Source organism: Streptomyces sp. AC550_RSS872, assembly GCF_019049285.1.
GTDB lineage: Bacteria > Actinomycetota > Actinomycetes > Streptomycetales > Streptomycetaceae > Streptomyces.
The window spans coordinates 24,617-49,861 of sequence record NZ_JAGMUL010000140.1 but is presented as its reverse complement, the minus strand read 5'-3'; the positions used below and the strand labels follow the sequence as shown (position 1 = coordinate 49,861).

The window sequence follows — 25,245 nt, the reverse complement described above, 5'->3', positions numbered from 1 at the left end:
CGTGTTCATGGGAGCGACGCTAGGAACCGGTGCGGTCCGCATTAAGGTCCACTTTCATGACGTCATCCAAGGCCAATCCGGCCGACGGCCCGGAGCGGCAGGTGGGCTCCGCCGCCTGGGAGTTGCTTCTGCCGGCCGCTTCGGCGCCCGCACGCACGCGTGGACGTTCGTTGCAGGCGGCGCTGCGTGAGGCGGTGCGGTCGGGGCGGCTGGCGCCGGACACGCGGCTGCCGTCGAGCCGGGACCTCGCGGCCGACCTCGGTGTGTCCCGCGGGTTGATCACCGAGGCGTACGAGCAGCTGACGGCGGAGGGCTATCTGCGCAGCGGCCGGGGTGCCGGGACCTGGGTGGGCGGTGCCGTACGGTCGGCCCGGCCACGCGCACGTGACCTCGCTCCGCGGGCCACCGGCGCCCTGGCCGACTTCGTCCCCGGTACGCCGGACCTGTCGATGTTCCCGCGCGCCGCGTGGGCGGCCGCGCAGCGCGGGGTGCTGGCCGGGCTGCCGCACCACGAGCTCGGCTATCCCGACCCGCGCGGCCTGCCCCGGCTGCGTACGGCGCTCGCCGAGCTGCTGGCACGCCGTCGGGGGGTGGTCGCTGATCCCGAGCGCCTGGTGGTCGTCTCCGGCGTGGCACAGGCGACCACGCTGCTCGGTTTCGTACTGCACGCGCGCGGCCTGCGCGAGGTCGGTGTGGAGAACCCCGGAAGCCCGCAACACGACGCCCTCTACGCGGCCGCGGGCGTCGCCACGGTGCCGCTGCCGCTCGACGACGAGGGGCTCGTCATGGGTCCGTTGCGGGAGTCGGGCGTACGCTCCGTCGTCACGACGCCGGCCCACCAGTTCCCCACCGGAATCGCCTATTCGGCCCGCCGCCGTACCGAGCTGCTCGACTGGGCGCGCTCCGTCGACGGATTCGTTCTGGAGGACGACTACGACGGCGACTTCCGGTACGACCGGGCGCCCTTCGGCGCGCTCCAGGGCCTCGACCCGGAGCGCGTCGCCTACGCGGGGTCGGTCAGCAAGTCCCTCGCTCCGGGGCTGCGGCTCGGCTGGCTGCTCGTACCGGAGGCACTGGCCGAGGACGTCGTCGAGCGCAAGCGGACCATGGACCTCGGGCACCCCACCCTCGACCAGGCGCTGTTCGCCAGGTTCGTGGAGCGCGGCGACTACGACCGCCAGCTGCGGCGGTGCCAGCGCGCGTACCGGGAGCGTCGCGACGCCCTCGTCTCCGCGCTGGAGGAGCACTTTCCTGGCGCGGAGGTGACCGGGATCGCCGCGGGTCTGCACGTCATCGCCGCGTTGCCGGAACGGTACGGGCCTCAGGAGCGGTTCCTCGCGCGTGTGGCCGCGGCCGGTGTGGCGGTGCGTCCGGTGACGGAGTACGCGCACGCGAACCACGCGTTCGGGGGCCACGCACCCGCGCGTGCCGGGGAGGGCGGGCAGCCGGGTGTGCGGCTGGTTCTGGGATACGCGCACCTGCCGCCGACACGGATCCGGGCGGGCGTACGGCTCATGGCCGAGGCGACCGCCACGCGCCGCCGCTGAGCACGACGCGCCCCGGACGCGCCGGTTCCCTCCCGGATGCGGTCAGTTGTTCACTTGTGGTTTCCGTGTGCGCTGCGGCGCACCAGTAGTTGTGGCACTGCACACTGGCCGGATCCCGCCCCTGGAGGCTTCTCCATGTCACACCGTTCGTTCCCGGGCCGTCGCAGCGTTCTGCGCGGCTCGCTCGCCGCTTCGGCGGCGCTCACGCTGCCCGCGGCGCTCGGCTCGGCACCGGCGTTCGCCCTGTCGGGGCGGCCCAGGGCGGGATGGGGCGTCCAGACGGGCGACGTGACCTGCGACTCGGGGCTGGTGTGGGTGCGGTCGGACCGTCCGGCCCGGATGGTCGTGGAGACGTCCGCGACCGAGTCGTTCCGCAATCCGCGCAGATGGCACGGCCCGCTGCTCGGCGCCGACACGGACTTCACCGGCACGACCCGGCTGCGCGGCCTGCCGTCCGGCGAGCAGATCCACTACCGCGTGCTGCTCGCCGACCCGGACGACCCGCGCCGCACGGGTGAGCCGGTCACCGGCACCTTCCGTACGGCCTCGGCGCGGCGGCGCGACGGGGTGCGGTTCGTGTGGTCGGGCGACCTCGCCGGTCAGGGCTGGGGCATCAACCCGGACTTCGGCGGCTACCGGATCTACAACGCGATGGCCGCGCTGGACCCGGATTTCTTCCTGTGCAGCGGTGACAACATCTACGCCGACGGCCCGATCTCGGCCTCGGTCGCGCTGCCCGACGGCAGCACCTGGCGGAACATCACCACCGAGGAGAAGTCCAAGGTCGCCGAGACCCTGGCCGAGTTCCGCGGCAACTTCCGCTACAACCTGCTCGACGACAACCTCAAGCGGTTCAACGCCCAGGTCCCGTCCATCATCCAGTGGGACGACCACGAGGTGACCAACAACTGGTACCCCGGCGAGATCCTGGCCGACGCCCGCTACACCGAGAAGAACGTCGACGTCCTGGCCTCGCGCGCCCGGCAGGCGTTCTCGGAGTACTTCCCCATCTCGACGCTGCGCCGCCCCGACGGCAGGGTCTACCGCGTGGTCAACCACGGCCCGCTGCTGGACGTGTTCGTGCTGGACATGCGCACCTACCGCAACGCCAACTCGCCGGACGAACAGCCCACCGACGCGCAGGGCATCCTCGGCGCCGAGCAGCTGCGGTGGCTCAAGCGCGAGCTCGCCCGCTCCCGGGCGGTGTGGAAGGTGATCGCCTCGGACATGCCGCTCGGCCTGGTGGTACCGGACACCGGCGACGGCAAGCCGAACGTCGAGGCCGTCGCGCAGGGTGACCCGGGTGCGCCGCTGGGGCGGGAGCTACAGATCGCGGAGCTGCTGCGGTTCATCAAGCACCGCGGTATCACGGGCACGGTGTGGCTGACCGCCGACGTGCACTACACCTCGGCCCAGCACTACCAGCCGTCACGGGCGGCCTTCACCGACTTCGAGCCGTTCTGGGAGTTCGTCTCCGGCCCGCTCAACGCGGGCGCGTTCCCGGCGAACACGCTGGACAACACCTTCGGTCCGGACCGGGTGTTCATCAAGGCGCCGACGACCGCGAACGTCTCGCCGGCCGGCGGCTACCAGTTCTTCGGCGAGGTCGACATCGACGGCGACAGCGGCGAACTGACGGTCCGGCTGCGCGAGTCCGACGGCACCGTGCTGTTCACCCAGGTCCTGCAACCGGGCCGGGTCGGTCAGTAACTCCCGTAGCCTGGACCTCGTGCCGCGCACCGGTGTCATCCCACGGTGCGCGGCACGATCGTACCCGGCCTGCCGAACTCCCCGTTCGCGAGCCCGTTTTCGCTGGTCAGAGCGATTGTCAGTGGTCGCCTCTACGGTTTTTCCATGACGCGATCCTTGCAGGCCGTGGCCTACTGCCGACCCTCCGTGCCGGAGTCCGCGGCGGACGGACAGCGCCTGGGGCTCGAGACCTCCCGGGGTGCGACGCCCTCGGGCGTCGAGGACCATCCGCGGTTCTTCGCGGGCTTCCTGACGTTTCCTCAGGTGGCCTCGGCCGGACTGCTCGCGGTGGCCGACGTGGCGGCCACCAGCGGCAGCTGCGGGCCTCCCTCGACCCGGTCGTGACGGGCAACGGCGACCGGCTGCGCTTCGAGTCGTTCTCCGGCTGCTGCGGGGTGTACGCCCGTCTGGATGTGCTGGAGCCGGGCCTGGACGGCGGTGAGGTGGGGCACGGCACGACGAACGTCGACGTCAACAACCCTCTGCGCGAGGCCCTGTCCAGGATCGGCGCGGACGATCCGCTGCATCTGCGCGTGGGACCGGAGGAGCCGGCGGTGACCACGCTGGACGGCCCGGTCGTGGAGAAGAACGTGCCGCTCCCGGACCGCTGGCTGCGGGGCTTCGCGGAGGCGCAGGTCATAGCGGCGGGCTTCGATCTGCGGGCCGAGCTGTCGGCCGCCGAAGCCGTGCGGTTCCTGCGGGCGCTGCCGCGCGGTGGGGCGCGCGGCACGTCGGTGGGCGCACGGTGGGTGGTGCCGTCGGGCAGCGGCGGGCTGCGGCCGACCACGCGTGCGGTGCCCGGTGCGGTGTGTCTGGCCCGGCCCGGAGCGGCTGGCCGCGCTCCAGCGGGTGCTGCGGCATGCCACCGCCCTGCGGGTGTACGGCCCCGCGGTCACCGGCGGCGCGGCCGCTACGGCCAGTGCCTGGGAGGTGGTGCTGCCGAGCATGCGGCTGACGCTGACCCTGTCGCCCGACGCCTCGCGTGGCTTCTCCGGCGAGGGCGGCGTCCTCGACGCGCTCGCCACCGACGAGGCCGCCGAGGACGCGGAGCTGATCGCGGTGCTCCTGGCATGGGAGCCCCGTGTCGACGTGGCCGACCTGGCAGCCGCCTCGGGCCTCACGCCCGAGGGCGTGCGGGCGGCCCTGGTCCGCCTGGGCACGTCGGGGCGGGTCGGGGCGGGTCGGATACGACACGGCGGAGGCGGCGTACTTCCACCGGGAGCTGCCGTACGACGCCGAGCGCGTGGAGCGGCACAACCCGCGGTTGCGTTCGGCCCGGGCGCTGGTGGCGGCGGGCGCGGTGACGCTGGACGGCGCCGTCGGGACTGTGACGGCGCAGGACGGGCATGTGCACCGGGTGCGCGACGAGGCGGACGTGCTCCGTTGCAGCTGCCTGTGGTGGGCGAAGTACCGGGGCGGGCGCGGGCCGTGCAAGCACGCCCTGGCGGTACGGATGGTGCGGCGCGGCATCGCCGCGGCGGAGCGGGACATGGCACGAGTCGACGGGGGTGCGCGATGGGTTCACTGATGGAAGCGGTACGGGCCGGGCGGACGGCCGAGGCGGTGAGCCTGCTGGACGGCATGACGGACGCCGAACGACGGGCGTGCTTCCCCGAGTTGAGGGCACTGCGCAAGGAGCTGAGGGCGGACCAGTGGACGGCGCAGGCCCGCCGCGCCTGTCCCACCCTGCATGCGGCGGGGACCGCGTGTCAGACCGGTGCGGCCGGCGTGGCGAGCTGGCTCGCGGCCTCCGACATGCGCTGGTGGCCCGCGTCGCCGGGGGTGCTGATCCACCTCCTGGGCGACCGGGCTCCCGGCTGGCTCGGCGACGTGGTGCACCGACTGGCCGAGCGTCCGCTCAGCTCACGGTCGGCCGCTTCGGCCCGGTGGCTCGGGGATCTCCTGGCCGTCGCCGCGGAGTGCGCCGAACGCACGGGGCACGGGGCACAGGGGGAGATACCACACCTGGCGATGACAGCGGACCGCCGTGGCTCGTCCCGGCTGGTGGCCCAGGCCCGGCGGCTGCGCAGCGCGCCGGCGGAGGGCGTGGCCGCCTGACGAGACCCGCCACCGCCCCGGCCGATCACCCTCGGAGCCCCACCCCGCACCGCACTACGTTATTGAATAGGCGACAAACCCGGCATAAGCCTTCTTTACCGCCCGGTCACAATGCGTTCGTGATCACGCAACACCCGTCCTTCACAGTGGCTGCATGAGTCGAGACATGTCTGATGTGACGCGGACGAGGCACGGGCGCCCCGTGCACCACTGGCGACGCAACGTCATCCACCTGGCCGCACTCCTCACGGCGGTGGCCGTGATCGACGGCATCACGCACCTGAGCGGGAAGGGCCCCGGCGGACCGGCGTTGCTGCTGGTTCCGGCGACGGTGCTGGTCGCCGCGGCCGGGTTCCGCTCATGGTGGTCACGCCGCCACGGTCACGCTCCGCCGACGCGCGATACCGGTGCCCGGCCGCCCTCCGCGGAGCAGGCCGGGTCGTCGGAGCAGTCGCGGGAGACGTCCGCGACGGTGTCCGAGGAGAGCGCGTTGTGGCGAATGCGGACGACGGTGAGGGACGCACCGGGGTCGCTCGCGGCGCTGTGCACGGCGCTCGCCGGGCTGCGGGTGGACATCCTCAGCCTCCAGACCCATCCGCTGGCCGAGGGCACGGTGGACGAGTTCCTGCTCCGTGCGCCCGGTGGGCTCGCGTCGGCCGAGATCACCGAGGAGGTCTCGGTGGCCGGCGGTACCGGGACCTGGATCGAGCGGGCCGACGCCCATGACCTGGTGGACGCGCCGACCCGGGTACTGGGTCTCGCCACCCGCACCGCCCTGGACGCGGCGGAACTCCCGCTGGCGCTGCGGCAGTTGCTGGGCCGGTGCACCATCCGTTCGCTGCCTGTCGCGCCGGCCGGTGGCGGCCGGGGACCGAAGGCGGTGCCGGTGGAGGGGGCTCTCGAGGACACCGTGATGCGGCTGCGGGCGCCGGAAGGCGGAGTGATCACCGTGGAGCGGCCGTATCTGCCGTTCACGCCGACCGAGTTCGCGCGGGCGCGGGCCCTGGTGGAGCTGGACGCCCGGCTCGGTCCGCGCGTGCCGCGCAGCCAGGACGTGCTGACGCTGCCCGAGGGCAATGACATCACCGTGCGCCGGGCGGACACCGGTGACCTGCGGGCCGCGAAGGAGATGCACGAGCGGTGCTCCGCACGGACGCTCGGGATGCGGTACCACGGGCCGGTCGGTGACGCCGACCGCTATCTCGGTCACCTGCTCAGTCCGCGGTTCGGGCGGACGATCGCCGTGCAGACCGCATCGGGGCGCATCGTCGGGCTCGGTCATCTGCTGTGGGACGGGGACGAGACGGAGGTCGCGCTGCTGGTCGAGGACGCGTGGCAGCGGCGTGGGATCGGCGCCGAGCTGCTGCGCAGGCTGGTGGGGATGGCGGTGGAGGCGCGGTGCGCGAGTGTGTACGCCGTGACGCAGTCGTCCAACACCGGGATGGTCGCGGCGATGCGCGGGTTGGGGCTCCCCCTCGACTATCAGATCGAGGAGGGGACCCTCGTCATCACGGCCCGTCTGGATACGGCGGTGGAGGAGCCAGTCACGGAACGGCTGTCCCGTGCGGGTGAGTGGGGGAAGGCCTGAGCGCCGTTCGGGCTAGGGCCTGGCGGCGGCTGCGGCGGGTTCGTTGTGGCTGGTCGCGCAGTTCCCCGCGCCCCTTTCGGGGCGCGGCCGCACTCCCAGTGCCGCATCCAGGTCGGCCCACAGATCGTCGGCGTCCTCCAGCCCCACCGACATCCGCAGCAAACGGTCGCTGACCCCGGCGCCCCGCCTGTCGTCCGCGTCGACTATGCGGTGGCTGATGGAGGCCGGGTGCTGGATGAGGGTGTCGACGCTGCCGAGGCTCACGGCGGGCGTGATCAGACGGACGCCCGCGATGACCTCGTGCGGGTCCCCGTGGACCTCGAAGGCGATCATGGCGCCGCCGATGCGGGGGTAGTGGACGCGGGCGACGCGCGGGTCGGCGGTGAGGCGGCGGGCGAGTTCGGCGGCGGTCTCCGCGGCGGCCCGGACGCGGACGGGAAGGGTGGAGAGGCCGCGCAGCAGGAGGTAGCCGGCCAGCGGATGCAGGACGCCGCCCGTGGCGAACCGTACCTGCCGGAGCCGTCCGGCGAACTCCTCGTCGCAGGCCACCACGCCCGCCATCACGTCCCCGTGTCCGCCGAGGTACTTGGTGGCGCTGTGCAGCACCAGCCGTGCACCGTGTTCGGCGGGCCGCTGGAGCACGGGCGTGGCGAAGGTGTTGTCCGCGAGCAGCGGGACGGATCCGCAGGCGTGCGCCACCGCACGCAGGTCCACCTCGGCGAGCGTGGGGTTGGCCGGGGACTCGACCATCACCAGGCCGGTGTCCGGACGCAGTGCCTCCGCGATGCCGGCCGGGTCGGTCCAGGTCACCTCCGAGCCCAGCAGCCCGGCGGTGAGCAGATGGTCGCTACAGCCGTACAGGGGACGTACGGCGACGACGTGGCGCAGGCCCATCGAGGCCCGTACGAGAAGAACCGCGGTCAGGGCCGCCATCCCGCTGGCGAAGGCGACCGCCGCCTCGGTGCCCTCCAGGCGGGCGAGGGCGGTCTCGAAGCGGGCGACGGTCGGGTTGCCGAGACGGCCGTAGACGGGCGGGCCGTCCGGTTCGGCGCCGGTGGTCGCGAAGGCGTCGATGCGGGCGGCCTCGCCGCGGCTGTCGTAGGAGGGGTAGGTGGTGGACAGGTCGATCGGCGGGGCGTGCAGTCCCTGCCGGGCGAGGTCGTCGCGGCCGGCGTGGACGGCCTCGGTGGCGAGTGCTCTGGATGCGGTGCGTACCTCGTCGTACCCGTGCATACCGGCGTATGCCTCCCTGCTCGCTGAGTCCATGGAGCGGAAGACTGAACAGCGGGCGGGCTCCATGGGTGGAACCCCGTGTTACGTTCGGCACATGGCCGAATCTGTCGCACTGGATCCGGTCGATCTGCATCTGCTGCGGCTGTTGCAGAACGACGCCCGGACCACGTATCGCGACCTCGCCGAGCAGGTCGGGGTGGCGCCGTCGACGTGTCTGGACCGGGTCACGCGGCTGCGGCGTTCGGGCGTGATTCTCGGCCATCAGCTCAGGCTGGACCCGGCCAAGCTGGGCCGCGGGCTTCAGGCGCTGCTGTCCGTGCAGGTCAGGCCCCATCGGCGGGAGTTGGTGGGGCCGTTCGTGGAGCGGATCCGGGCGCTGCCGGAGTCGCTGACCGTGTTCCATCTGACCGGGCCGGACGACTATCTCGTCCATGTCGCGGTCGCGGACATGGCGGATCTCCAGCGGCTGGTGCTCGACGAGTTCACCTCCCAGCGCGAAGTGGCGCGGGTGGAGACGCGGTTGATCTTCCAGCAGTGGGACTGCGGGCCGCTGCTGCCACCCGGCGCCCCGGAGAACAAGCCCTCAGCGAAATCCGTCTGACGCGGGCAGGCACCGGCGAAACCGGGCTGACGCGGCGGCGGTCGCCGTACGAGGATGGCCCGTATGTCTGATACCCACAGCCCGCTGCCCCGTGAGGTCGCCGACGCGTATGTCGACGCGCTCATCGCCCTCGACCCGATCACCGGTACGTATCTCGGTGTGAAGGAGAGTTCGAGCCGGCTCCCCGACCTCTCGCCCGCGGGCCAGGAGGCACTCGCGGAGCTCCAGCGGGCCACCCTCGCGCGACTCGACGAGGCCGAGCGCGCGCCCGCCGCGGACAGTGACAGCGAACGCCGGTGCGGGCGCCTGCTGCGCGAGCGGCTCACCGCGGAACTCGCCGTGCACGAGGCCGACGAGGGCCTGCGCTGGGTCGGCAACATGGCCACACCCGCCCACTCGGTCCGTGAGGTCTTCACCGTCACGCCGAGCGGGACCGACGAGGACTGGGCCGCCATCGCCGAACGGCTGCGGGCGGTGCCGACCGCGTACGCGGGGTACCGCGAATCGCTCGCACAGGGGCTGGAGCGCAAGCTGTACGCGGCCCCGCGGCCGACCGCCACGTTCGTCGACCAGCTCACCGAGTGGTCCGACACGGGCGAGGGCCGCGGTTGGTTCGAGGACTTCGCCTCGGCCGGTCCCGAGGCGCTGCGCGCGGAGCTGGACGAGGCCGCCCGCGGTGCGACGGCCGCCGTGGTGGAGCTGCGGGACTGGATGCGCGACGTGTACACGCCGGCGATCGAGGGCGCGCCGAACACGGTGGGCCGCGAGCGGTACGCCCGCTGGGCGCGCTACTTCAACGGCACGGACCTCGACCTCGACGAGGCGTACGCCTACGGCTGGGCCGAGTACCACCGTCTGCTCGGCGAGATGAAGCAGGAGGCGGAGCGGATCCTTCCGGGCGCCGCGACACCGTGGGTGGCGCTGGCACACCTCGATGAGCACGGCAAGCACATCGAGGGCGTCGACGAGGTCCGTGACTGGCTTCAGGGCCTGATGGACGAGGCGATCGAGAAGCTGGACGGCACGCACTTCGAACTCGCCGAGCGGGTACGGAAGGTGGAGTCGTGCATCGCCCCGCCCGGCGGCGCGGCGGCGCCGTACTACACGCCCCCGACCGAGGACTTCTCACGTCCGGGCCGTACCTGGCTGCCGACGATGGGGCTGACCCGGTTCCCGGTCTACGACCTCGTCTCGACCTGGTACCACGAGGGCGTGCCGGGCCATCACCTCCAGCTCGCGCAGTGGGCGCACGTCGCGCAGGACCTCTCCCGCTACCAGGCCACCGTCGGCCATGTCAGCGCCAACTGCGAGGGCTGGGCGCTGTACGCGGAGCGGCTGATGGACGAGCTCGGCTTCCTCACGGACCCGGAGCACCGGCTGGGCTACCTCGACGCGCAGATGATGCGGGCGGCCCGCGTCATCGTCGACATCGGCATGCACCTGGAGCTGGAGATCCCGGCCGACTCGCCGTTCCACCCGGGTGAGCGCTGGACTCCGGAGCTGGCGCAGGAGTTCTTCGGCTCGCACAGCAGCCGTCCGGCGGACTTCGTGGAGAGCGAGCTGACCCGGTATCTGACGATCCCGGGCCAGGCCATCGGCTACAAGCTCGGCGAGCGGGCGTGGCTGCTGGGCCGCGAGCAGGCGCGCGAGCGGCACGGCGACGCCTTCGACCTCAAGACGTGGCACATGGCGGCCCTGTCCCAGGGTTCGCTGGGCCTGGACGACCTGGTCGACGAGCTGTCCGCGCTCTGATCAGCGCCGGAAGCCGCCCTCGGAGTTGATGACCTCACCGGTGATCCAGCCCGCCTCGTCCGTCGCCAGCCAGGCGATGAGGCGGGCCGGGTCGTCCGGCATGCCCCACCGGCCGGCGGGGAAGGCGGCCGCCACGGCCTCGTACGCCTCGCCGGTCAGGTAGCCCGTGTCCACGGGGCCGGGGTTGACGGTGTTCACCGTGATCCCCTGTTCGGCGAGCGTGGTCGACAGGGAGCGGGTGATCGAGGCGAGGGCGCCCTTCTGAAGGGCGTACGCGATCTCGCCGGGCATGCCGCCCGCGATGTCCTGGCCGGAGGTCATCATCACGACGCGTCCGCCAGGGCCGGCCGGTCTGAGCCGGGCGTGCGCCTGGACGAGGAGCAGTACCGCGCGGGTGTCGACCGCCCAGTGCGTGTCGAGCATCTGGGCGTCGATCTCGTCGAGGGTGCCGTCGGAGCCGCTGACGGCATGGTTGGCGATCAGGATGTCGAGCCGTCCGCCGAGCTCCGAGGCGGCCGTGGCGATCAGTTCGGCGGGCGCGGCCGGGTCGGAGAGGTCACCCGGTCCCGCGAGGACCTGGGCATCGGGGTCACCGAGCGCCGCGCGGACGGAGGCGAGGACCTCCTCGGGTCGGTCGGCTCCCCAGGGCATGGCGTCGTCGTGCGGCACATGGTGGTGCAGATAGACGCTCGCCCCGTACGCGGCGAGCCGCCGGGCCACGGCATGCCCGATGCCGGCGCGTCTGCTGGCCCCCGTGACGAGAGCGGTCCGGCCACGCAGGGGCAGCGGGTCGCGGCGCAGGTCTTCGGGGGCGGGGTGGGGGAATCGAGGCATGACAGATCATCATGGGGAACGGCCGGCCTTGGCGCACCTGGTTATTCGGGGTGCGGCAACCGCTCGAGCCGTACGAGCCCCAGCCACGTCTCCGGTCCGGGCTGCACCTGCGCGGCGCACACGGCGTACGCCCCCGGTTCCAGGGCCACCCGCAGATGGTCGGTCCGTTCGGTCTCGGGGCCCGGCCAGGCGGAGTCGAAGACGACCACCGCACCTGGCACCTTCCAGCGCACCTCGGGTTCCCAGACGGCCGTGCTGAGGGCGGCCGGGACCCGGGCCAGCAGGTCCGCTTCGGAATCGGCCGCGCACCAGCGTACGAAGACACCATGGTCGGGCAGATAGGCGGTGGAGGCGGGCTCGTCGCCCAGTACCAGGGCCGCGCTGTCGCCCACGGGCAGAAGGCCGACGGACCCGTCGACCTCGCAGGCCCGGTCGTAGTCCGAGGCGGTCTCGTCGCCGTCGGCGCCCGCCCAGAACGGCAGCACCGCCTCCGGTATCGCTATCAGGGGGCCGCCGCCCGACTCCACCCACTCCACCGCGCCCGGTTCCGCGTATCGCACCATGGCAGCAGAACCTACACGCACAGTGGGCTCACCGGCCGGCGTGCCCAACTCGCGGATCAGCAGCCGCAGTTCTCCGCGTCCACCGGAGCCGTCAGCGGGTCGGCGGCACGCCGCTCGCGGCCCTCCCAGGTCTCGTACGCGAAGCCCTCGCGCGCCCAGTACTCGAAGCCGCCGAGCATCTCCTTGACCTGGTAGCCGAGTTCGGCGAGGGCGAGGGCGGCGCGGGTCGCGCCGTTGCAGCCGGGGCCCCAGCAGTACGTCACGACGGGCACGGACCTGTCGAGGATTTGCCCGGCCTGCTCGGGGATCAGGGCGGTGGGGAGATGGATCGCGCCCGGGATGTGGCCCTGGTCCCAGGACTCGGTGGAACGGGAGTCCAGGACGACGAAGCCGGGGTCGCCCTCGGCCGCGAGGGCGGCGGCGACGTCGGAGACGTCGGCGTGGAAGACGAGGCTCGCGCGGAAGTGGGCGGCGGCCTCGGCCGGGCTGGCGGGAGCGACACGTAGAACAGGGTTGGCGGTCGTGGTGGCAGCGTTCGTCATACCCACCAACCTATGACCGATGATCCACTTCCAGAAGGCGCAATCCCCGGCACTCCTCTTGATCCACCGGGGATTCCCCTGCTACTTCTCCCCCATGACCACGTTTTCCCCGGACGCCACCGACTGGCGCATCCTCGACGTCCTCCAGCGCGAGGGCCGCGCGAGCTTCGCCGAACTGGCGCGTGCCGTGTCCATGTCCGCGAGCGCGGTCACGGAGCGGGTGCGCCGCCTCGAGGAGGCGGGCGTCATCCAGGGGTACGCCGCCGTGGTCGACCCCGAGCGGCTGGGGCTGCCGATCCTCGCCTTCGTACGCCTTCGGTATCCGAACGGCAACTACAAGCCCTTCCACGACCTGGTCGCGGCGACGCCCGAGATCCTGGAGGCCCACCACGTCACGGGCGACGACTGCTTCGTCATCAAGGTCGCGGCCCGCTCGATGCGGCACCTGGAGGAGGTGTCCGGGAAGATCGGCACACTGGGCTCGGTGACGACGAGCGTGGTCTACTCGTCCCCCCTGCCCAGGCGCCCGCTCGGCCAGTGACCCCGCCGATGTCGACCGCCAGGACCAGCCGTCGAGCAGGGGACGCGGCTGAACGACCGGAGATCGAGGACCGAGCCGTACGTCACCCGGCGGGTTCGATACGAAGGACAGCGGCGGCGGCGAGGACCTCGACGACCTCGAGGCTCATGGCGTCGTTGATGGTCGCGGCTGTCCCCTCGTCGCAGCGCAACCCGACACCGCCGCTGCCCTTCGAGGACACGCCGCCGCCACCGGAACAGCCCGCGACGCTGTAGCCCGACCCCGTCAGCGGCGCGACCATCTCGACCGAGCGTCCGGTGATCGCCGTCACCTCGATCGGCCCGAGGCCGTACGTTTCCGGCACCGTCACGACGTCCCCCACCGCGACCTCGATCTCGCACGTCCCGTCGGCGCATGGCCCGGTCGGCGAGGGCGACGGCGTGGGGTCGGGCGCCGGTGACCCGGAACCGGACACGCCGGGCCGGCCCTCGGCGGGAGACCCGTCCGGGGAATCCGAGGAACACGACGGGAGAGCGGCGACCACGAAAGCGACCACAGCGGCGACGACGGCGGTGGATGACGTTCTACGCATCATGCTCGCCAGGGAACTCCTCCCCCGCCGGGACCGGTCCCGGCGGGCACGGCCGCGCGGCGGGTGGGGAGCCTTACGCGTCCCGCTGCCGCAGCACCGACCCCGATCTCCCCTTCACGACCTCCAGCTGCGCGTGGATCCGCCGCCGCAGATCGGCGACATGGCTGACGATCCCGACGCTGCGGTCGCGCTCGCGCAGGGAGTCGAGGACGTCGAGCACCTCGTCGAGGGTCTGGTCGTCGAGGCTGCCGAAGCCCTCGTCGATGAAGAGGGTGTCGAGACGGACACCGCCGGCCTCGTCGGTGACGACGTCCGCGAGGCCGAGGGCGAGGGCCAGCGAGGCGAAGAACGTCTCCCCGCCGGACAGTGTCGCCGTGTCCCGCTCGCGCCCGGTCCAGGCGTCGACGACGTGCAGCCCGAGCCCGCTGCGGCCACGGCCGGCCCGGTCGTCGGAGTGCACGAGGGTGTAGCGGCCGGACGACATGCGCTTCAGACGTACGGTAGCGGCGGCGGCGACCTGTTCGAGACGCGCCGCCAGCACATACGACTCCAGGCGCATCTTGCGTTCGTTGTCCGCCGAGGTGCCCGCGGTGAGGGCGGCGAGGCGGGCCACGCGGTCGTACTCCTCGCGCAGTGGGGCGAGTTGGCGTACGGCGGCGGTCGCGCGCGCGGACAGCCGGTCGAGTTCGGTGCAGCGCCGGGCGGCCGCGTCGTGCGCGGAGGCGGCGTCGCGGGCCCGTCGGACCGCGGCGGAAGCGGCCCGCTCGGCGGCCATGACGTCGGCGGGCGCCTGCTGGGCGGCGGCCGCGGTGTCGGCCTCGGCGAGGACGGCCCGTACGGCGGCCTCCTCCGACTGCCAGGCGTCCAGCCGCCGCCTGAGTTCGCGGTGCGCGGCGTCGTCGAGGATCGCGGCGGCCGCGGCCCGCGGGGTGTCGAACCCGGCGCGGAAGGCGGCGTCCGCGAGGCGGGCGTCGGCGTCCTTGAGCCGCTGGGCGGCGTCCTCGGCGGCGCGCACGGTGTCGGCGGCGTCGGTGAGCAGCTGGGCCCGCCGCTGAAGTTGGGCGGCGCGCGCGGCCACGCTGTCGGCGGCGCCCCGGGCCTGGGCCAACTCCGCCTCCAGAGCGGCCCTTTCCCGGTCCAGCCGCTCGCGGTGTCCCACCCGGGAGGCCACCCTGACGGCCGCCTGCTGCCGGTCGGCGGTCCGTCGCTCGTACTCCGCCTCGGCTCGGCGCAGCTCCTCGTGCGCCGGGTGCAGCGCGGACGCGTCCCGGCGGGCCTGCGCGTAGAGACGCTCCAACTCGTCGCAGTACGCGGTGAGTTGCTCGGTCGGCGTGTCTCCGGCCTCGGCGGTGGCGGCGGCGAGTGCCTCGCGTACGACGCCCAGGTGCCGTTCCTTCTCGGTGTGCCGCTCCTCCGCCTGCTGGTAGGCGGTCAGCGCGCGCTCCTCCGCCTCCCGGTCCACGTGTCCGGCGTCCTTGCGGGCGGGGGCGGGGTGGTCGGTGGCGCCGCAGACCGCGCAAGGCGCGCCGTCCTCGAGCTGGGCGGCCAGTTCGGCGGCGATGCCGTTCAGCCGCCGCTCCTTGACGTCGAGCCAGTGGGCCTTGGCCTCCAGGACCTGCTCCTGGGCGAGTCGGGCCTGGTCGGCGGCCGCGTCCGTGTCGCCGGCCAGCTGGTCGCGCAGCCGGGCGGCGCCGAGCCGCTGCTGGGCGGGCTCGCGCTGTACGGCGAGCTGCTCGGCGCGGGTCGCGGCCTGCTGGGCGGTGTCCATACGGGTCTGGAGCGCGACGCGGCTCTCCTCCCACCCGGAGAGCCAGTCCTCGGCGTCCTGAAGCAGGCCCTCGTCGGCCCGTTCCTGTCGGTCCAGCTCGTCGCGCTCGTCGGCGAGGTCGGCCAGCCGCTGCTCGGCGCGGCGGGCCGACTCCAGTCCGCCCAGTTCCTCGGCGGCCCGGCGCGCGGCGGCGGCGAGTCCGGCGGCGCCGGCGTCGGCGAGGGTCTCCGGCAGCAGTCCACGCGCGCGTGCCTCGGCCCCGACCGCCCGTCGGTGCTCCGTCTCGGTGGCCTCGCGCAGTTCCAGCGCGGGTGCCACGGCCGCCGCCTTGCGGGCCCGCTCCATCCGGTCCTGCGCCTGCCGATGGCCGTCGGCCCGCTCCTCGAGCACCCGGGCCCGCTCCCGCGCGTCGGCGAACCGCCGCTGGAGCCGGGCCACCTCGCGTACGTCGCCCAGGAGGCGGTCGGCGGCGGCCTGAGCGGATTCGGCGGCGAGGAGGCGGCAGTGGGCGACGGTGAGCTCCTCGCGGGCGGTGCTGCGGGCGACGGCCGCGGCGCCGAGGACGGCGTCCGCCAGGCCCGGCTCGCCCGGTGCGAGGTCGGGCAGCGCCATGGCGTCGCCCGCCGCCTGCTGCATCCGGTGCGCGTCGGCGAGCAGCGCGGCGTCGCCGTCCCGTACCTGGGCCTCGGCGGCGCGTCGGCGCTCGGCCAGGCGCTTTTCGACCTCGGCGAAGCGGCGGGTGTCGAAGAGGCGGCCCAGCAGCCTGCCGCGGGCCTCGGCGTCGGCGCGCAGGAAGCGGGCGAAGTCGCCCTGGGGCAGCAGGACGACCTGGCAGAACTGCTCGCGGCTCATGCCGAGGAGCTGGGTGATCTCCTCGCCGATCTCCTGGTGCGAGCGGCTGAGGTCCTTCCAGGTCCCGGCCTGTGGGTCGTACTCGCGCAGCCAGCTCTGCGCCTTGTCGAGCGTCGTACCCGAGCCGCGCTTCTTGGGGCGCTCCCAGGGCGGCTGTCGCGTAATCTCCAACCGGCGTCCGGCGACGGTGAGTTCGAGGCGGACCTCCGTGCGCGTGCCGGCCGCGGCGTGGTCACTGCGCAGGGCCATGCCCTGGCCGCTCTGGCGGGCGCCCGGCACGGAGCCGTAGAGCGCGTAGCAGACGGCGTCCAGGACGGAGGTCTTGCCGGCGCCGGTCGGTCCGTGCAGCAGGAAGAGCCCGGCCGCCGACAGCGCGTCGAAGTCGACGCGCTGAGAGCCGCCGAAGGGCCCGAAGGCCGTCACATCGAGGCGATGCAGCCTCATCGCGCCACCTCCCGCACGGCCTCGTCGGCCCGCACCGCGTCGAAGGCGTCCCGCAGCACGCCCTGTTCGTCCTCGTCGGGCCCGGCCCCGCGCACATGCGCGACGAAGTCCTCCGCGATCTCCTGCTCGCTGCGGCCCGCGAGCCGCTGCGCATAGGACACCTCGGGATCGTCCGGCGCCCGATCGGGGTCGAAGACGAGGCTGAGCGTGTGCGGGAAGCGCTCGGCGAGACGGGCCATCGGGTCGGCCGGGCGCACCGTGTCCGTGAGTGTCGCCTCGACCCATGCCTCCTCGTGCGGGGTGAGCCCGGGGTCGGCGAGCAGTTCCTCCAGCGTCCCGCGGATCCGGGCCAGCGCGCGCGGCACCGGGCAGTCGACGCGCTCGGCGGTGACCGTGCCGTCGGCGTCCAGGTCGACGAGCCACATGCTCTTGCGGTGATCGGCCTCCGAGAAGGAGTACGGCAGGGGCGAGCCGGAGTAACGGACGCGTTCGGTGATCGCCTGGCAGCCGTGCAGATGGCCCAGCGCCGCGTAGTCGACGCCGTCGAAGACCCCGGCGGGCACCGCGGCCACCCCGCCGACGGTGATGTCCCGCTCGCTGTCGCTGGCCTCGCCTCCGGTGACGAAGGCGTGCGCGAGGACGACCGACCGGGTGCCACGCGCGCGTGCGGCGAGATCGGCGCGCACTCGGTCCATGGCGGCGGCGAGCACGGCCTCGTGTCCGGGTTTGTCCACGCCGAACTCGTCCTTCACCAGGGCGGGTTCCAGATAGGGCAGCCCGTAGAAGGCCACGTCACCGAAGTCGTCCCGCAGCACGACCGGCGTACCGCACGCCGCCGGTTCGGTCCGCAGATGAACCCCCGCACGGCCGATCAGCCCTGCTCCGACGCCGAGCCTGCGCGCCGAGTCGTGGTTCCCGGAGATCATCACCGTCGGCACACCCAGGTCGGCGAGCCGGTGCAGCGCGTCGTCGAACAGCTCGACCGCGGCGAGCGGCGGCACCGCCCGGTCGTACACGTCCCCCGACACGACCACCGCGTCCACGCCGCGCTCCCGCACGGTCGTGACCAGGTGACCGATGAACCCGGCCTGGGCACCGAGCATGTTCACCCGGTGGAACGCCCGGCCCAGATGCCAGTCGGAAGTGTGCAGGATTCTCAAGACGCCGCTCCGACCTGCATGTTTCCCCCCACTACGCCCCTGGACCCAGCACCGAACCAGCACCGTCCTCGCTATCAGTACCGACCACGCTAACGCCTGTCAGTACCTGATCCATCACGGACCTCAGTCTGCCGTCGGCATCCGACCGTCAGATGGCCGTAGACGTCCGCGGTGATCTGGATGGGTGCGTGGCCGAGCCACCGCGACACTTAAAGGAGGGAGACACCTCCCGGCGATGGCGCTACTGGCAAAGAAATGACGCAGCGCATAGCGCGAGCCGCGCACGGTCTTGCCGTCCACCGCAATCGCGCGCAGCACCGGGCGCGTGCCCTCGGTGGCGGGCCCGACAGCACGGGCCGTCAAGAAGGCGCCGCTCGCCTCGTCCAGGGCATCGCCGTCGAGGCGGGCGAGCAGGCGCCGCACAGTGGCCTGGTGCGGCACGGCAACGCTCCCGGTCAGGGTGTCGGGTGCGAAACCCAGGGCGAGCAGTGCCCACCGGGGTGCGTCCGCGATCCACTCGCCGATCGCGGCCAGGGAGCGAGCGCCGGCAGGCACGCTGGCAGCCGCCGCGCACAGCAGCGCAGACAGCGGGTAACGACGGCCGCGCCGGCCGCGCGGCTCCTCGGGCAGACCACCGCGCCCCACACCACCGGTGGCTCAGAGGATCTTGGTCGCGCCTATGCTGACCCCGCCAGGGTTGTTGGGCCAGGTGCAGGCGGTCCACTTGTTGATCGGCGTAGCGGGCGCCCACTCTCCGTCCCTGTACCTGGCAATGCTCGGCGTCACCAAATGCACAACCTGGCTCTCATCAGATAACCCACGCCCCATACGGGACGAGGGGCGGCATCCGTTGGGTACTGGAACGACACCGTGTTGTTGCCCGCCTTAACGAAATCTACACCGTAGATGACTACGTTCTGCTGGCCCGCGTTCTCAAAGCAGAGTATTCCGGCGTCGGCCCAGAATTCGAAGAAACTATACCTGCCAGGGTCGCATTCTGTCCTGTTGAGGGCATGCGCGGAAGTGGAAGTTGCAACTACAGCCGTCATGGCCCCCAGTACGGTGGCAATAGCGGCAGCTTCCACATTACCCTGGCGTCCCGAGTTCTACGGGACGACTACTCCCCGTCGGCGAACCTCCAGGCGTAATCCGCGGATTCATCCAAGCTGGCTTGGGTGTATACATCATCTGCACCCTGGATGGGACGGTACTGCAAAGCCTTACCGGTTATCCAGCTACTTACGAGGAAGTAGCCATTGCCCGCGTCCCTATACTCCCACTTCTGGTAGTCGCCGCCGTTGCACTCCATCCAGTACACGTCCCCATTGAAGTCGCTGTCGAGGCACTGATTCGTGTACGCCCGCTTGATCTGCGACCCCACCCGGCTCCACAATTGTGCTCCCTTGCCCCAGTCGCAGGGCGCGGCCCACACCTTGTCCGCGTTGTTATTGGCCTCGAGGCAGCGACCGGATTTACTGCCCCGGATCCAGGTGTTACCGGCGGCACTTGCACTCGTTGAGAGCAGTCCCACGTTGAGTCCCGCGACAACTGCTGCTGCAAGCGTGACCTGGAGCGTGCGTTTGAATGCTCGGTTCATCGTTTCCTCTTTCGTGTGGTCGTTGTTGGTGAATCTAAATCGGGAGAGCCGGCAAGTGGCTGGAGGAGTTGCTTGCCGGTCACAGTTCAGTTCTCTTCCGCCGGGCGGTGCAGTCGGCCGGTCATCAAGTTACATGCCTACTCGCCTACCGCTGGCAAATCGAATGCCGATTCAGTGGATCTACTAATGCCGCGATAACGCCCACCGGGGGCGCGCCTACTTGACGAAGTCGTTGGTCACTCGAGGTGGCCAGATCTCGGCTTTCATCATGCGACTTGCGTAGGTGCAAATTCATTTTCTCCACCTCAATCAGTCATTCATGGCAGCAGGACTGCAATTGGCCAGTGAGCAGTGAACGTCGGCCGCATTCACAGTCCAGGACCTTTTGAAGCCCTGTCAAGGTGTTCGGTCATTTTCTGCCTTTTTGCGGAAACGGGCTGACTTGGGATTTTATGAATGAGCCATGGACCGGCAATTGCGCGACAAGGATTCGACAACTCTCATCCTGTTCCGGACATGCTGAACGGCTCACTCGCCGCGCAGGGAGTCAGGACCGTCCGACTGCGTACACGTCCGACCCTAGGCAGCGAACGTGCCCGGCATCCTGCTCTCCACGTGTCAGCCCCTGGCCATGGCAGGGAGCGGCCAACGCTGTCGGGGGTTTACAGCCAGCCGCGTCGGACCGCCTCGGCGCCCGCCTGGAACCGGCTCTGCACCCCGAGCCGCTTCTGGAGGTCGGCTGTGTTGCGGCGGACCGTGCGCAGGGAGACGCCCATCTTGCGGGCGATGCCCTCGTCGGTGAGGCCGTCCGCGAGCATCCGCAGCAGAGCCGCCTCCCGGATGGTGGGCGCGTCCTCGGGGGCGTTCTGCGGTCCCGCGCCGAGCGGGACCGCGCTCGCCCAGACGATGTCGAACAGCTCCACCAGCGCCCGCACCATGCTCGGATACCGGATCAGCAGGGCGCCCTGCCGGCTGTCGTCGGCGTGGATGGGGATCACGGCTGCGGAGTGGTCGGAGAGGATCATGCGCATCGGCAGGGTGGGGGCGGTGCGTATCTCGCCTCCGCGAGATACGACCCAGGTCGCGTATTCGACGGTCACGGGGTCGTTGCGGACGCTGTCCAGGTAGACGGTGCGCATCTCCACCCCGCGCGCGAGGCTCTGCTTGGTCAAGGGGCGGCCTGCCTTCAGCGCGGCCGCGCTGAGCGCCCCGCCGGGCATGAAGGCGCATACCTCGACGCGCGCCTGGTGCTCCAGCTCAATCAGCCGCACCCGTACGGCGTCGACGTCTTCGAGCCGCTCCACCCCGCTGTCAGCGCGGCAAGCGGCAAGCGCCGCGTATTCGGAGCTGAGGGCGGCCAGCGCGACCCGCTCCTGCGACAGCCGGGCCCGCTGCTCGTCGAGTTCGGCCTCCTTGCGTAGCAGCAGCGGGGAAAGGACGGCCTCGGGGCTGGCAGGGACGAACCGGTGGTCGGCGGCCTCGTGCAGCAGCGAGAGCTGGGTGAGCCGGTCGAGTGCGGAACGGACGGCGGCGGCGGGCAAGCCGGTATCGAGGGCGATGTCATCGAGTGTCCGCTGCGGATTCAGCAATACGGATCGGTAGACGTCATGGGTCGAACAGTCGAGGCCGAGCGTCTCCAGCAATGGTTCCCCCCGCGAGGCTGGGTGACTGATGTCGACGGTATCCCACCGATCCCTGTCACCCCTCGGACTCACCTGACGAACCCGGACAGACCGCATTCATGCAAAGACCCTGGGTAGGGACCATGGCGCAAGACACGGGACGAAGGTCGACGGCCGAAACTGCTGTCACCCGCCCTGCAAGGGCGTCTCTGACCGGGTGTTTTCCAGGGAAGTTGTACGTTGACATGGCCTCCCCGGGTGGTTCCAGCCCTTTGGCGCTCTTTCCCGTCTGCCGTCGGCGAATCCCGTCATCGGACCCGTGTGTTAAGAAAGCGTCAATGCCCGGGCAGCAACGAACCCAGGCGTTCTGCTGTCGCGGCGATCTGAACCAGCGAACCAGGACGGTCGTTGAGCCAGCGCCCACAGAACCCGGACTTGCTCGGACAACGCTCGTGATCACCGCCTCGTTTGGCCGGGATCTTCTCCACTGGCAGCTCATGAGCTCGCTCGACCCACCTACGGCCAGCGGGATTTCGGCTCCGGCATCCCCCTGCCCGCCGGGGTGGCGTCTACCCATCGCGCGCCTCGGGTTCATCAGGTGGCATTTGACTCCGCATGAGCAGAAGCGCTTGCTGATCCATGTCGCGGCCGACGTTGCACAGCAGGATCACGGCCGGCGCGGGGATGAGCACCATGTCGGGTAACACGCCGAGCAGCAAGCCGCCCAGGGCGGCTCCGGCGATCGAGCCCGCGACCATGACCAGGGTGCAGCGTCGGTTGGCGCCGAGGACTGCGAAGCTGCCGTCGCGGCCGCAGCGGGCGAAGGCGACCAGCATGGTCGGCAGGGTGGCTTTGTCCATGAGAACGGGCTCTGGCCCACTTTTTGGGCTCTGTCGCTGATTTGGGGGTGCGTGACGATCAAGAGCAGGTGGGCATCACCTGTGCGTGGGGATGTCGTTCGCCTCGCCGACCTTCTTCTTCCGAGGGGCGGGGTGGCGGTAGAAAGAGTGGTTCTTGGCGACACTGAGGTCCGGCCTACTGTGCGGTCCACGGTCGGATCGGCTGCCTGCCCGGGATGCGGATGGAGATCCTCGCGTGTGCGCTGCTATTACTGGCGGTCTCTGTCGGACCATCCCGTTGCCGGACAACAGGTGCGGCTCGATCTGCGGTCACGTCGGGGCGCCGGCCCTGACCGCGGACGCGGTCGCCCTGGAGGCCCGGAAGGCGGCCGAAGCCGACGAGGTCGCGACTCCTGTCGTGTCTGCGGAGCCGGAACGGACGAACGTGACCTCACTGACCGCGCGGCGGCTGGACCAGCTGCCACCCGACGCCCGGCCGCTGCCCTCGGTCGCGGCCTACGAGCAGCTGCTGCGAGCCCGGCGGCCGGCCGCTCGCCCCGCCATCCAGAAAGAGATGCCGTGACCCTCAAACGACACCGCGGGCTGACCGAACAGGCCGCTGACGCCGCCGTCGACCAGGCGTGCCGCATGCTCCGGCTGCCCACCATCCGGCCCCAGTTCCCCGAACTGGCCGAAGCCACCGCCCGCGACCAGATGTCCTTTCGCGGCTTCCTCGCCGAACTGCTGATGGCCGAGTGCGACGACCGGGCCCGCCGCCGCTCCGAACGGCGCATCAAGGCGGCACAGTTCCCGCGGGAGATATCGCTGCGGGCCTTCGACTTCGACGCCAACCCGAACATCGACGCAGCCGTCATCCACACCCTGGCCACCTGCGAATGGGTCAAGAAGGGACTGCCACTCTGCCTGATCGGCGACTCCGGCACCGGCAAGTCCCACCTGCTGATCGTGCTCGGCACCGAGGCCGCCATAGCCGGCTTCCGCGTCCGCTGCACACTCGCCACCGAACTGGTCAACGAGCTGGTCGACGAGTTGGTCGACGCCGCGGACGAGAAGATCCTGACCAAGACCATCGCCCGCTACCGACGCGTCGATCTGCTCTGCATAGACGAACTTGGCTACATGGAGCTGGACCGCCGCGGCGCCGAGCTGCTGTTCCAGGTGCTGACGGAGCGGGGGGAGAAGAACTGCGTCGCCATCGCCTCCAACGAGTCGTTTGGAGGGTGGACAAAAACATTCACCGATCCGCGGCTTTGCGCGGCCATCGTCGACCGCCTCACCTTCGGCGGGAACATCATCGAGACCGGCACCGATTCCTACCGGCTCGCCCGCACCCGGGCCGCCCGGGCGCAGAGCGCAGCCTCAGGCTGACCCGTCCGAGCCTCAGAAACCGGCCAGAGACCGTGTTCAACGCTGTCCGTGCCACGACCGAGTGCGCGTGCGCTGAACACGCTAAGCCGGGCGGGGGAGCGAGTTGAGGCCGCCGATCGCGATGTCGGTGGCCCTTTGAACGGCTTTGTAGGTCTGCTCCGGCCTGTTGCCCCGCCTTTGGCATGCGGCGACGACGACCTTGATCGCCCCGACCAGCGATCCCACCGCCGCGGCGGCCTCGACGAGGTCCAGCTCGGGGCAAGCGAGGTGGAGCGCTTCGGTCAGCTGTAGTTGGATGTCGAACAGCAGGTGCAGTTCGCGCGCCTGAAGTGCCGGGACCGACGCGATCAGCCGGGTCCGAGCTGGGCCGACCTTCCGTGCCAACTCCGAGTCCGTGTCAGCGAAAACACTCTGGTCGATGACGCGCCGCAGGAGGTCGGCCACCGGTTCGCCGGGCTGCCGTTCTCCGATGATCTCGACCGCGCGCTCCAGCCGCGACCTGTCGTCGAAGAAGACGATGTCGTCCTTGCTGTCGAAGTAGCTGAAGAAGGTCCGTGTCGCGATGTCTGCGGTGGCCGCGATCTCCGCCACGGTTGTCTGGTCGTAACCCTTCTCGGCGAACAATCGCAGGGCGCCTTCGACGAGCGCTTGCCTCGTGCGCATCTTCTTCCGCTGGCGCAGCCCTGGGTCGCTGGTCACGACAGCACCTTACCGCACGTGCTGTAATTTTGCATTCATTGACGTTTTGCATTGAGTGCTGTTTTATCGGGAGGTCCGTACCGACCGAGGAGCGGCCGATGGAGAGCACGTCCCCGGCAGTAGTCATGCCCACGGCCCGCCAGAACCCGTTCGATCCGCCCGAGGAACTGCGCCGCCGGCAGGGGCTCGGCCCAATCCATCGGATGACCTACGTCGACGGTGGTCAGGGGTGGTTGGTGACCGGCTTCGCCGCAGCGCGGGCGATCCTGGCAGATCCCCGATTCAGCGCCCGCCCGGACCACATGCGCTCACCGATTGCCCAGCCGGCAACGGCGCCCGTGCCGCCGGGATTCTTCCTCCGCATGGACCCGCCCGAGCACGACCACTATCGGCGGTTGCTCACCGGTGACTTCACGGTGCGCCGGATAAAGCTCCTCGAACCGGAGATCGAAGCGATCGTCAATGACCAGTTGAACGCGATGGAGCTCACCGGGGGCCCGGCCGACCTGTTCAAGGCATTCGCGCTGCCGATCCCGTCACAAGTGATCGGCGAACTGCTCGGGGTGCCCTACTCCGACAGGCAGGGGTTCCAGCGGAACGCCGCCACGCTCTTGAACGTCGACCTCACACCGGAACGCAGGCAAGAGGCGGTCAGGGAGCTCATGGCATATCTACGGGACCTGCTGCGCCACAAGCGTTCCTGGCCAGAGGAAGATGTGCTCAGCGGGCTCGCTGCGCACGAGGGACTTACTGCGGACGAGAGGGCCGGACTGGCGCTCCTGCTCCTGATAACCGGGCATGAGACGACGGCGAACATGCTTGCGCTGGGCACTTTCGCTCTGCTGGCCAATCCCGCGCAGTTAGCCGAGGTCCGTGACAAGGAGGAAGACGCCCCTGCGGTGGTCGAGGAGCTGCTGCGTTATCTCACGATCATCCATCACGTGGTCCGCGTCGCGCTCGAGGACATCGAGCTCCACGGCTGTCTGATCAAGGCCGGCGAGTCCGTCACCGTCGCACTTTCCGCGGCGAATCGGGACGCTGACCATTTCGCCGACCCGGACGCGCTTGACCACACCCGCTCCACGGCCGGACACCTCGCGTTCGGTCACGGCCTCCACCGGTGCCTCGGGCAGCGACTGGCCCGAGCGGAAATGCGCATCGCCCTCCCCGCACTGTTTCGCCGCTTCCCGGCACTACGTCTCACTGTCGCGCCCGAGGAAGTACCACTGCGGTCGGCCATGACGGTCTGCGGCGTGCGTGAACTTCCGGTCACCTGGTAGGCAGATCAAGGTCGAG

General features: G+C 71.0%; 22 protein-coding genes and 2 pseudogenes. 11 read left to right on the top strand and 13 right to left on the bottom strand.

Annotated elements, in window-relative coordinates:
• The first annotated feature begins 56 nt into the window (after positions 1–56).
• From KUM44_RS36365 to KUM44_RS36345, 5 genes and pseudogenes are all read left to right on the top strand, one after another.
• Complete coding sequence (locus tag KUM44_RS36365; RefSeq protein WP_217214026.1) at positions 57–1,547, top strand: PLP-dependent aminotransferase family protein; 1,491 nt, start codon at positions 57–59, stop codon at positions 1,545–1,547.
• 135 nt (positions 1,548–1,682) lie between these two features.
• Positions 1,683–3,257, top strand: a complete 1,575-nt coding sequence (locus KUM44_RS36360; protein WP_217214025.1) for an alkaline phosphatase — start codon at positions 1,683–1,685, stop codon at positions 3,255–3,257.
• A 144-nt stretch (positions 3,258–3,401) separates the two neighbouring features.
• Positions 3,402–4,824, top strand: a pseudogene (locus KUM44_RS36355) (SWIM zinc finger family protein).
• Positions 4,812–5,162: pseudogene (locus tag KUM44_RS47810) on the top strand (hypothetical protein); the annotation flags it as partial. The pseudogenes KUM44_RS36355 and KUM44_RS47810, both read left to right, overlap by 13 nt.
• 358 nt (positions 5,163–5,520) lie before the next feature.
• Positions 5,521–6,942: a GNAT family N-acetyltransferase gene (locus KUM44_RS36345; protein ID WP_254390630.1), complete on the top strand. Its 1,422-nt coding sequence runs from the start codon at positions 5,521–5,523 to the stop codon at positions 6,940–6,942.
• Positions 6,943–6,954: 12 nt separating this feature from the next.
• On the opposite strand, the gene KUM44_RS36340 is transcribed toward KUM44_RS36345, so the two are convergent.
• Positions 6,955–8,208: a PLP-dependent aspartate aminotransferase family protein gene (locus KUM44_RS36340; RefSeq protein WP_217214024.1), complete on the bottom strand. Its 1,254-nt coding sequence runs from the start codon at positions 8,206–8,208 to the stop codon at positions 6,955–6,957.
• A gap of 61 nt (positions 8,209–8,269) precedes the next feature.
• On the opposite strand from KUM44_RS36340, the gene KUM44_RS36335 reads away from it, so the two are divergent.
• Both KUM44_RS36335 and KUM44_RS36330 read left to right on the top strand, forming a co-directional pair.
• Positions 8,270–8,776 (top strand): Lrp/AsnC family transcriptional regulator, encoded by a 507-nt coding sequence (locus KUM44_RS36335; RefSeq protein ID WP_217214023.1) that lies wholly within the window; start codon positions 8,270–8,272, stop codon positions 8,774–8,776.
• Positions 8,777–8,839: 63 nt separating this feature from the next.
• A complete protein-coding gene (locus tag KUM44_RS36330) occupies positions 8,840–10,528 on the top strand; it encodes a DUF885 domain-containing protein (protein ID WP_217214022.1) in 1,689 nt (562 codons plus the stop codon).
• On the opposite strand, the gene KUM44_RS36325 is transcribed toward KUM44_RS36330, so the two are convergent.
• Genes KUM44_RS36325 through KUM44_RS36315 form a run of 3 tightly spaced genes read right to left on the bottom strand, consistent with a single transcriptional unit; the run spans position 10,529 to position 12,467 of the window.
• Positions 10,529–11,362: an SDR family oxidoreductase gene (locus KUM44_RS36325; protein ID WP_217214021.1), complete on the bottom strand. Its 834-nt coding sequence runs from the start codon at positions 11,360–11,362 to the stop codon at positions 10,529–10,531. It lies immediately after the preceding gene.
• A gap of 41 nt (positions 11,363–11,403) precedes the next feature.
• Positions 11,404–11,925: an immunity 21 family protein gene (locus KUM44_RS36320; protein ID WP_217214020.1), complete on the bottom strand. Its 522-nt coding sequence runs from the start codon at positions 11,923–11,925 to the stop codon at positions 11,404–11,406.
• Positions 11,926–11,981: 56 nt separating this feature from the next.
• Positions 11,982–12,467 carry a rhodanese-like domain-containing protein gene (locus KUM44_RS36315; protein WP_217214019.1) on the bottom strand — a complete coding sequence of 162 codons (486 nt, stop codon included), beginning with the start codon at positions 12,465–12,467 and terminating at the stop codon, positions 11,982–11,984.
• A gap of 94 nt (positions 12,468–12,561) precedes the next feature.
• Here KUM44_RS36315 and KUM44_RS36310 point away from each other — a divergent pair, with 94 nt between their 5' ends.
• The gene (locus KUM44_RS36310) at positions 12,562–13,008 is read left to right on the top strand and encodes an Lrp/AsnC family transcriptional regulator (protein WP_062723023.1); all 447 of its coding nucleotides are present in this window, start codon (positions 12,562–12,564) and stop codon (positions 13,006–13,008) included.
• A gap of 82 nt (positions 13,009–13,090) precedes the next feature.
• On the opposite strand, the gene KUM44_RS46255 is transcribed toward KUM44_RS36310, so the two are convergent.
• The 8 genes from KUM44_RS46255 to KUM44_RS36270 all read right to left on the bottom strand — a co-directional run bounded on the left by KUM44_RS46255 (position 13,091) and on the right by KUM44_RS36270 (position 21,882).
• Positions 13,091–13,582: a hypothetical protein gene (locus KUM44_RS46255; protein WP_254390629.1), complete on the bottom strand. Its 492-nt coding sequence runs from the start codon at positions 13,580–13,582 to the stop codon at positions 13,091–13,093.
• Between the two features lie 70 nt (positions 13,583–13,652).
• Complete coding sequence (locus tag KUM44_RS36300; RefSeq protein WP_217214018.1) at positions 13,653–16,643, bottom strand: AAA family ATPase; 2,991 nt, start codon at positions 16,641–16,643, stop codon at positions 13,653–13,655.
• The gene (locus tag KUM44_RS36295) at positions 16,640–17,803 is read right to left on the bottom strand and encodes an exonuclease SbcCD subunit D (RefSeq protein WP_217214017.1); all 1,164 of its coding nucleotides are present in this window, start codon (positions 17,801–17,803) and stop codon (positions 16,640–16,642) included. Before KUM44_RS36295 ends, KUM44_RS36300 begins: the two co-directional genes overlap by 4 nt.
• 123 nt (positions 17,804–17,926) lie before the next feature.
• Entirely contained in the window at positions 17,927–18,448 is a 522-nt protein-coding gene (locus KUM44_RS36290; protein WP_308402809.1) for a transposase family protein, read from the bottom strand.
• Positions 18,449–18,585: 137 nt separating this feature from the next.
• Positions 18,586–18,852 carry a beta/gamma crystallin domain-containing protein gene (locus tag KUM44_RS47805; protein ID WP_217214016.1) on the bottom strand — a complete coding sequence of 89 codons (267 nt, stop codon included), beginning with the start codon at positions 18,850–18,852 and terminating at the stop codon, positions 18,586–18,588.
• A 68-nt stretch (positions 18,853–18,920) separates the two neighbouring features.
• Positions 18,921–19,400 (bottom strand): ricin-type beta-trefoil lectin domain protein, encoded by a 480-nt coding sequence (locus KUM44_RS36280; RefSeq protein ID WP_217214015.1) that lies wholly within the window; start codon positions 19,398–19,400, stop codon positions 18,921–18,923.
• Positions 19,401–20,062: 662 nt separating this feature from the next.
• Complete coding sequence (locus tag KUM44_RS36275; protein WP_217214014.1) at positions 20,063–21,043, bottom strand: helix-turn-helix domain-containing protein; 981 nt, start codon at positions 21,041–21,043, stop codon at positions 20,063–20,065.
• A gap of 548 nt (positions 21,044–21,591) precedes the next feature.
• Positions 21,592–21,882 carry a hypothetical protein gene (locus KUM44_RS36270; RefSeq protein ID WP_254390628.1) on the bottom strand — a complete coding sequence of 97 codons (291 nt, stop codon included), beginning with the start codon at positions 21,880–21,882 and terminating at the stop codon, positions 21,592–21,594.
• A 277-nt stretch (positions 21,883–22,159) separates the two neighbouring features.
• Here KUM44_RS36270 and KUM44_RS36265 point away from each other — a divergent pair, with 277 nt between their 5' ends.
• Both KUM44_RS36265 and istB read left to right on the top strand, forming a co-directional pair.
• A complete protein-coding gene (locus KUM44_RS36265; protein ID WP_217214013.1) occupies positions 22,160–22,444 on the top strand; it encodes a hypothetical protein in 285 nt (94 codons plus the stop codon).
• Entirely contained in the window at positions 22,441–23,250 is an 810-nt protein-coding gene (istB, locus tag KUM44_RS36260) for an IS21-like element helper ATPase IstB (protein ID WP_217214012.1), read from the top strand. Before KUM44_RS36265 ends, istB begins: the two co-directional genes overlap by 4 nt.
• Before the next feature lie 81 nt (positions 23,251–23,331).
• Here the strand turns inward: istB and KUM44_RS36255 are convergent, their stop codons facing one another.
• The gene (locus tag KUM44_RS36255) at positions 23,332–23,949 is read right to left on the bottom strand and encodes a helix-turn-helix domain-containing protein (RefSeq protein ID WP_308402808.1); all 618 of its coding nucleotides are present in this window, start codon (positions 23,947–23,949) and stop codon (positions 23,332–23,334) included.
• Positions 23,950–24,047: 98 nt separating this feature from the next.
• On the opposite strand from KUM44_RS36255, the gene KUM44_RS36250 reads away from it, so the two are divergent.
• Positions 24,048–25,229 (top strand): cytochrome P450, encoded by a 1,182-nt coding sequence (locus tag KUM44_RS36250; protein ID WP_217214011.1) that lies wholly within the window; start codon positions 24,048–24,050, stop codon positions 25,227–25,229.
• Positions 25,230–25,245 lie beyond the last annotated feature (16 nt).

Bases quoted from the DNA above. Each gene is read 5' to 3' on its own strand.
- KUM44_RS36310 (WP_062723023.1), top strand. From the start codon at position 12,562: ATGACCACGTTTTCCCCGGACGCCACCGACTGGCGCATCCTCGACGTC.
- KUM44_RS46255 (WP_254390629.1), bottom strand. From the start codon at position 13,582: ATGATGCGTAGAACGTCATCCACCGCCGTCGTCGCCGCTGTGGTCGCT.
- KUM44_RS36365 (WP_217214026.1), top strand. From the start codon at position 57: ATGACGTCATCCAAGGCCAATCCGGCCGACGGCCCGGAGCGGCAGGTG.
- KUM44_RS36315 (WP_217214019.1), bottom strand. From the start codon at position 12,467: ATGACGAACGCTGCCACCACGACCGCCAACCCTGTTCTACGTGTCGCT.
- KUM44_RS47805 (WP_217214016.1), bottom strand. From the start codon at position 18,852: ATGACGGCTGTAGTTGCAACTTCCACTTCCGCGCATGCCCTCAACAGG.
- KUM44_RS36280 (WP_217214015.1), bottom strand. From the start codon at position 19,400: ATGAACCGAGCATTCAAACGCACGCTCCAGGTCACGCTTGCAGCAGCA.
- KUM44_RS36300 (WP_217214018.1), bottom strand. From the start codon at position 16,643: ATGAGGCTGCATCGCCTCGATGTGACGGCCTTCGGGCCCTTCGGCGGC.
- KUM44_RS36330 (WP_217214022.1), top strand. From the start codon at position 8,840: ATGTCTGATACCCACAGCCCGCTGCCCCGTGAGGTCGCCGACGCGTAT.
- KUM44_RS36345 (WP_254390630.1), top strand. From the start codon at position 5,521: ATGTCTGATGTGACGCGGACGAGGCACGGGCGCCCCGTGCACCACTGG.
- KUM44_RS36340 (WP_217214024.1), bottom strand. From the start codon at position 8,208: ATGGACTCAGCGAGCAGGGAGGCATACGCCGGTATGCACGGGTACGAC.
- KUM44_RS36250 (WP_217214011.1), top strand. From the start codon at position 24,048: ATGGAGAGCACGTCCCCGGCAGTAGTCATGCCCACGGCCCGCCAGAAC.
- KUM44_RS36335 (WP_217214023.1), top strand. From the start codon at position 8,270: ATGGCCGAATCTGTCGCACTGGATCCGGTCGATCTGCATCTGCTGCGG.
- KUM44_RS36325 (WP_217214021.1), bottom strand. From the start codon at position 11,362: ATGCCTCGATTCCCCCACCCCGCCCCCGAAGACCTGCGCCGCGACCCG.
- KUM44_RS36270 (WP_254390628.1), bottom strand. From the start codon at position 21,882: ATGGACAAAGCCACCCTGCCGACCATGCTGGTCGCCTTCGCCCGCTGC.
- KUM44_RS36320 (WP_217214020.1), bottom strand. From the start codon at position 11,925: ATGGTGCGATACGCGGAACCGGGCGCGGTGGAGTGGGTGGAGTCGGGC.
- KUM44_RS36360 (WP_217214025.1), top strand. From the start codon at position 1,683: ATGTCACACCGTTCGTTCCCGGGCCGTCGCAGCGTTCTGCGCGGCTCG.